Origin of the sequence: Streptomyces sp. NPDC051180 (genome assembly GCF_040689545.1) — a bacterium.
Taxonomy (GTDB): Bacteria; Actinomycetota; Actinomycetes; order Streptomycetales; family Streptomycetaceae; genus Streptomyces.
In genome coordinates, this window is record NZ_JBFBBC010000002.1 from 698,399 (window position 1) to 704,502 (window position 6,104).

At 73.9% G+C, this 6,104-nt stretch carries 6 protein-coding genes; 3 read left to right on the top strand and 3 right to left on the bottom strand.

Annotated elements, in window-relative coordinates; all coding sequences use genetic code 11:
• Positions 1-54: 54 nt before the first annotated feature.
• Together AB0424_RS06630 and AB0424_RS06635 are read right to left on the bottom strand one after the other, a co-directional pair.
• A complete protein-coding gene (locus AB0424_RS06630) occupies positions 55-477 on the bottom strand; it encodes an organic hydroperoxide resistance protein (RefSeq protein WP_030693363.1) in 423 nt (140 codons plus the stop codon).
• Positions 478-541: 64 nt separating this feature from the next.
• A complete protein-coding gene (locus AB0424_RS06635) occupies positions 542-1,561 on the bottom strand; it encodes an NADP-dependent oxidoreductase (protein WP_366302656.1) in 1,020 nt (339 codons plus the stop codon).
• Between the two features lie 117 nt (positions 1,562-1,678).
• Here AB0424_RS06635 and AB0424_RS06640 point away from each other — a divergent pair, with 117 nt between their 5' ends.
• On the top strand, positions 1,679-2,113 hold the full coding sequence (locus AB0424_RS06640; RefSeq protein WP_366302657.1) for a MarR family transcriptional regulator: 435 nt from the start codon (positions 1,679-1,681) through the stop codon (positions 2,111-2,113).
• A 123-nt stretch (positions 2,114-2,236) separates the two neighbouring features.
• Here the strand turns inward: AB0424_RS06640 and AB0424_RS06645 are convergent, their stop codons facing one another.
• Complete coding sequence (locus AB0424_RS06645) at positions 2,237-3,070, bottom strand: hypothetical protein (RefSeq protein WP_366302658.1); 834 nt, start codon at positions 3,068-3,070, stop codon at positions 2,237-2,239.
• Positions 3,071-3,368: 298 nt separating this feature from the next.
• Here AB0424_RS06645 and AB0424_RS06650 point away from each other — a divergent pair, with 298 nt between their 5' ends.
• On the top strand, positions 3,369-4,430 hold the full coding sequence (locus tag AB0424_RS06650; RefSeq protein WP_366302659.1) for a rod shape-determining protein: 1,062 nt from the start codon (positions 3,369-3,371) through the stop codon (positions 4,428-4,430).
• A 54-nt stretch (positions 4,431-4,484) separates the two neighbouring features.
• Positions 4,485-6,014: a GAF domain-containing protein gene (locus AB0424_RS06655; RefSeq protein ID WP_366302660.1), complete on the top strand. Its 1,530-nt coding sequence runs from the start codon at positions 4,485-4,487 to the stop codon at positions 6,012-6,014.
• Positions 6,015-6,104: the final 90 nt, after the last annotated feature.

A 6,104-nucleotide genomic window follows, 5' to 3' on the forward strand; every position in this document is an offset into this window, starting at 1 on the left:
CCGCACCCCGGTCGGTCGGGGTGCGGCCCTCGCCTCGGTCCGCGCGTCCGGGAATCAGACGGCGAGCTCGACCGTGATGTTGCCGCGGGTCGCCTTGGAGTACGGGCAGACCTGGTGGGCCTTCTCGATCAGGCTCTTGGCGGTCTCGGCGTCCACGTTCGGGATGGTCGCCGAGATCTTGACGATGATGCCGAAGCCGTCGTCGTTCTTGCCGATGCCGACCTCGGCGGTGACCGTCGAGCCGGAGACGTCCGCGTTCTCGTTGCGGGCCACGACGCCCAGCGCGCCCTGGAAGCAGGCGCTGTAGCCGGCCGCGAAGAGCTGCTCGGGGTTGGTGCCGGCGCCGGAGCCGCCCATGGCCTTGGGCGGGTTGACGACGACGTCGAGCTGACCGTCGTCGGTGGCCACGCGGCCGTCACGGCCGTTCTCGGCGGTGGCGACGGCGGTGTAGAGGACGTCGGAGTGCTGGATGGACATGCGGGGTACTTCCTTCTGCGGTTCGCCGCGACTCGCGCCCACGATCGCGACGGCTGAGGGAAGACTAACGGTTCACCGAGACGATCATCTTTCCGGTGTTGTCCCCGCGGAGCAGTCCGAGGAAGGCGTCCACGCCGTTCTCGATGCCCTCGGCGAAGGTCTCGCGGTGCTTCAGCTCGCCGGAGGCGAGCCAGCCGCCGACCTCCTGGACGAACTGGTTCTGCAGGCCGTAGTGGTCGCCGACGAGGACGCCCTGGAGGCGCAGCCGCTTGCCGATGATCATCGCCATGTTCCGCGGGCCGGGGACCGGCTCGGTGTCGTTGTACTGGGCGATCATGCCGCAGATGGTGGCGCGGCCGTGCACGTTGAGCGAGGAGATCGCGGCTTCGAGGTGGTCGCCGCCGACGTTGTCGAAGTAGACGTCGATGCCGTCGGGGGCGGCCTCGCGGAGCTGGTCCCTGACCGGGCCGTTCTTGTAGTTGAAGGCGGCGTCGAAGCCGAGCTCCTCGACGAGGAACTTGACCTTCTCGTCGGAGCCGGCGGAGCCGATGACGCGCGAGGCGCCCCTGAGCCGCGCCATCTGGCCGACCTGGCTGCCGACGGCCCCGGCGGCGCCGGAGACGAAGACGGCGTCGCCCTCCTTGAAGGAGGCGACCTCGAAGAGGCCGGCGTAGGCCGTGAGGCCGGTCATGCCGAGCACGCCGAGGTAGGACGAGAGGGGGGCGAGCGCCGGGTCGACCTTGGTGGCGTGCTGGGCCGGGACCTCGGCGTACTCGCGCCAGCCGAGCCCGTGCAGCACGTGGTCGCCGACGGCGAAGCCCTCGGCCGCGGAGGCGACGACCTCGCCGACCGCGCCGCCGTCCATCGGGCGGTCCAGCGCGAACGGCGGGATGTAGGACTTCACGTCGTTCATCCGGCCGCGCATGTACGGGTCGACGGAGAAGTGCAGGTTGCGCACCAGGATGCGGCCCTCGGCGGGCTCGGCGACCGGGGTCTCGCGCAGGGCGAAGTCCGCGGGGACGGGCCAGCCGTGCGGACGGGCGACGAGGTGCCACTCACGGCTGGACGCGGGAAGAACGGACATGAGCACGGCCTCCAGGGGGAAGCTCGGAAGAGCTTCAGATCAAGAAAGGTTCACTTGCTGAAACAACCATGCTCCTGAATATTTCATGTTGTCAAGTAAATGGGTAGGATGTGCCCCATGGCCACCACACGCACGGACCCCCTCACCCTCGAAGTCGTCGAGCTGATCGGCACGGTCGTGGCGCGCTACTACGAGGAGTACGAGCAGGCGGCCGCGCAGCACGCGCTGACCGGCGCCCAGGCCCGCGTCCTCGGCCTCCTCTCGCTCGACCCGCTGCCGATGCGCCGCATCGCCCAGAAGCTGAAGTGCGAGCCGTCCAACATCACGGGGATCGTCGACCGCCTGGAGGCCCGCGGCCTGGTCGAGCGCCGACCCGACCCGGACGACCGCCGGGTCAAGCTCGCCGTCCCCACCGACGAGGGCCGGGACACCGCCCGCCGGCTGCGCGAGTCGCTGGACTTCGCCCGCGAGCCGCTCGGCGAGCTCACCGAGGCCGAGCGGACCCTGCTGCGGGACCTGCTCCGCCGGATGCTGGGCACGGACGTGGCCTGACCCCCGCGGCGCCCGGCCCGCCCCGGCGCCGGGCGCGCGGCCTGAGAAGCGGGCACACCGGAGCAGACGCGGACGCGGCGCCGGGGACTCAGCCGCACCACCAGCGGACGCGGCGCCGGAGGCTCAGACACACCACCAGAGGAAGCGCGTGCAGGTCGGCGTCGGGCTGGGCGTCGGAGTCCCGCTCGGCGTGGGACCGGTCGTGGAGGGCGCGGGACCGCCGGGCGTGCCCGAGCCGGTCGGCGCCGGGTCGCCCGGGGACGGAGTAGCGGTGGGCGTGGCGGTCCCGGTGGGCGAGTCGCTCGACGACGGCTGCCCCGGGGCCTCGCCGCCGCCCTGGCCCGTGGCGGGCCCCTGACCGGACCCGGCGCCGGAGCCCGGGCCCGGCGTCGCACCGGCGCCGGACGCCGACCCCGCTCCGCCGCGCGGACCCGTCGCGGAGCCCGCGCTGACCTGGCGGGGGCGGGAGGTCGGATCGCCCGGCCCGTCCGCGGACGGCGAGGGTCCCTCGCCGTCCGGAGGGCCGGTGGTGTCGACGGGTTCGGGCACGAGCGGGCTCGCGGTGACCTCGAGCTCCTCGACGGCCGTGGCGGCGCCGCTCGGCGGCGGGTCCTCCAGGGCGAGCCGGGCCAGGCCGAGCGTTCCGGCCGCGAGGACCAGACCCACCGTCCCGACCAGGACCGTGCGGCCCCGCCGCGAGCGGGAGCGCCTTCCTCTGCGGGCGGCGCCACGGCCCCGTCCCGCCTGGCTGCGGGCGGCGACGCGGGCGGCACGGCGCCCCCCGTCGGCCGGGCGGGGCGGCTCGACGACGTCCAGTTCGTAGACGTGGTCGGGCTCGGCCGGCGGGCGGACGGGCAGGTGGGGGGTCTCGTACCGCAGTTCCTCGACGGGAGTCCCGCACCCGGCACAGGCGAGGGCCCCGTTGAGATGCCGCCGGCACGCGTGGCAGTAATCCATGGGGCCCGCAGGCTATGCGTCCGGGTACGGCCACAGGTAGCCGCGAACGTGAGGATCCTGTGAGGAAACCGCAGGTCGTCGGCGGTGCGTCGCGATTCTCCCGCTTCGGGAAGGATCGCCTCCGGGTCACCCCCGGCCGCGCCGGACGCCCGGCGGACCCCGCCCGCGGCCCCCGCCGGAGGGCCCCGGGCGGCTCAGCCCAGCGCGCGCCGGGCCCCGGACGGCCGGACGATGCCAGGAGGACCGCGCTTCGCGTGCCGCCTCGCCCGTGCCAGCACCGCACTCCGGAGGATCCGCCGTGACCGTCAGCCTCGAACAGCTGCGCCGTTGCCATGTCGCCGTCGACCTGGGTGCCGCCCGCACCCGGGTCTTCGTCAAGGGCGCCGGACTCGTCGTCGACGAGCCGAGCGTCGCCGCCGTCAACACCCGTACCGGAGCGCTGATCGCCGTCGGCGCGCTGGCGGAGAAGATGACCGGCCGCACCCCGGACTACATCCGGGTCGTCCGCCCCGTCTCGGGCGGCACCGTCGTCGACATCGAGATGGCCCAGCGGATGCTGCGCCACCTCCTCGGCGAGAAGCTGCGCCGCCAGCTGCGGCGCAAGCCCCGGCTGCGCGCGGCCGCGTGCACCCCGCACGACAGCGATCCGCTGGCGCAGCGCGCCGCCGTGGAGACCCTCGTCGGTCTCGGGGCGCGCCGGGTCGAACTGGTGGACACCCTGATCGCGGCGGCGGTGGGCTGCGGCCTGCCGGTCGAGCAGCCGACGGCGACCATGATCCTGGTGTGCGGAGCGGCGACCACGCAGGTAGCGGTCCTCTCGCTCGGTTCCATCGTGACGGCCGAGCGGATGCCGGTCGGCGGCGACGCCATCGACCACGCCGTCATCCAGCACCTGCGCCACCACCACGAGCTGATGCTGCCGAGCCAGTCGGTCCGGCCGCTGCAACTGGCCCTGAGCGGCAACGGCCTGACTCCGCACGGGCCGGCCTGGACGGAGATCCACGGCCGGGACGTCGCGACGGGCCTGGCCCGTTCGGTCACGGTCGACACGGCCGCGGTGCGGGAGGCGATCCACACCCCGCTGACCGCGGTCCTGGACGGCATCGGGAAGGTGCTGCGGGACTGCCCGCCGGACCTGGTGGCCGACCTGGCGGACCGCGGGATCATGATGGTCGGCGGCAGCGCCCTGCTGCCCGGGCTGGACCAGATGCTGCGCGAGGCGACCGGGATGCCGGTGCACATCGCCGAACGCCCGGACGTCTGCGCGGTCCTGGGGCTCGGCGCGATGCTGGAGGGCAAGGTCCAGCCGATGGTGCTCGACCCGCTCGCGGTGCGGAGCCCGTTCGACGAGGACGAGTGACCCCGGGGCGTACACAACCCGGCCAAACCGCCTGATTCGTACGACAATGAGACCATGACGATCATGGATGAGGACACGGACGAGGACACCCCCCGCCTGCCCATGCTGCTCGAAGCGGTCCTGAGCGTCGGCACGGATCTCGAACTCCGCACCACACTCCAGCACATCGTGGACTCCGCCACCGAGCTGACCGGGGCCCGCTACGGGGCGCTCGGGGTCGTCGACCCCGAGCGCCCCCGCCTCACCGAGCTCTTCACCTCCGGCATGACCGACGAGGAGCGCCGGCGCATCGGCCGCCTCCCCGACGGCCGCACCGGTCTCCTCGGGGTCCTCGTCGGGGACCCGCAGCCGCTGCTGCTCGACGACCTGACGGCCGATCCGCGCTCCGCCGGAGTGCCCGAGGGCCATCCGGTGATGCGCACCTTCCTGGGAGTCCCGATCCGGGTCCACACCCAGGTCTTCGGCAACCTGTACCTCACCGAGAAGCGCGAGGGCGGCTTCACGGAGGAGGACCTGGCCCTGCTGCGGGTCCTCGCCTCCCAGGCGGGCATCGCCATCGGCAACGCCCGGCTGTACGAGACGGCCCGGCAGCGGGAGCGCTGGATCGAGGGGGCGGCGGCCGTCACCACCGCCCTGCTGACCGGCCGGTCCGCCGAGGACGCCCTGATGGCCGTCGCCGAGCAGGCCCGCATCCTCGCCGGCGCCGCGGCCGGCGTGGTCCTCCAGCCGACCGCCGAGGGCGGGATGGAGATCGTCTCCGCCTCGACCGGCGGCGACCCCGGCGACCTGGTCGGCACCACGATCGCGCCCGGTTCCGCCGTCCTCGTCCAGCTCCTGGGCGGGGAACCGGTCTTCGTCGAGGACTCGGCGAACGATCCGAGGATGACGACCGCGGTGCGCTCCCGCTTCGGCCCGTCGATGATGCTGCCGCTGCAGAGCGGCGGGAAGCTCATCGGCACGCTCGCCCTGCCCCGGCGGCGCGGCGACGAGCCGTACTCGGCGGTGGAACGGCTCCTGGCCTCGCAGTTCGCCTCGCAGGCGGCGCTCGCGCTGGTCCTCGCCGACGCGCGGCACGACCGGGAGCGGCTGGCGGTCTACGAGGACCGGGACCGGATCGCGCGGGACCTGCACGACCTGGTCGTGCAGCGGCTGTTCGCCACCGAGATGATGCTGGAGTCGACCCGCCGCAGGGGCACCGGCTCGTCCGAGGAGGACGCGCTGCTCGGCCGGGCCGTGGACGAGCTGGACTCGACGATCCAGGAGGTCCGCACGACCATCTTCGCGCTCCAGCAGCCGCCCGCGGAGGCGCCCGCCTCCTTCCGGGGACGGGTGCTGCGCGAGACCGGCGGGGCCGCCGCCCTGCTCGGTTTCCAGCCGTCGGTGCACTTCTCCGGCGCGGTCGACACGCTCGCCGAGGAGGAGGACACGGGCAAGCTCCTCGCCGTCCTGCGGGGGGCGCTCGCGGCGGCCCACCGGCGGCCCGGGGTGACCGCGGTGACGGTCGAGGTGACGGCCGGGGACGGCGGCGTGCGGCTGCGGGTCGAGGACGACGGGGCGCCGCCGGCCACGGTGACCTGGCCCTAGGGCCTGTCGTCACAATCCCCTCGTTGCCCGAAGGGCGGCCCTGCGGCGTCTGGTGCGTGCTCTCGGTGTGCCGGGTGGAAGTGCTCGTAC

What these genes read in the sequence shown, in the direction of transcription:
- AB0424_RS06630 (WP_030693363.1), bottom strand. Translation starts at nt 477, where the DNA reads ATGTCCATCCAGCACTCCGACGTCCTCTACACCGCCGTCGCCACCGCC.
- AB0424_RS06635 (WP_366302656.1), bottom strand. Translation starts at nt 1,561, where the DNA reads ATGTCCGTTCTTCCCGCGTCCAGCCGTGAGTGGCACCTCGTCGCCCGT.
- AB0424_RS06640 (WP_366302657.1), top strand. Translation starts at nt 1,679, where the DNA reads ATGGCCACCACACGCACGGACCCCCTCACCCTCGAAGTCGTCGAGCTG.
- AB0424_RS06645 (WP_366302658.1), bottom strand. Translation starts at nt 3,070, where the DNA reads ATGGATTACTGCCACGCGTGCCGGCGGCATCTCAACGGGGCCCTCGCC.
- AB0424_RS06655 (WP_366302660.1), top strand. Translation starts at nt 4,485, where the DNA reads ATGACGATCATGGATGAGGACACGGACGAGGACACCCCCCGCCTGCCC.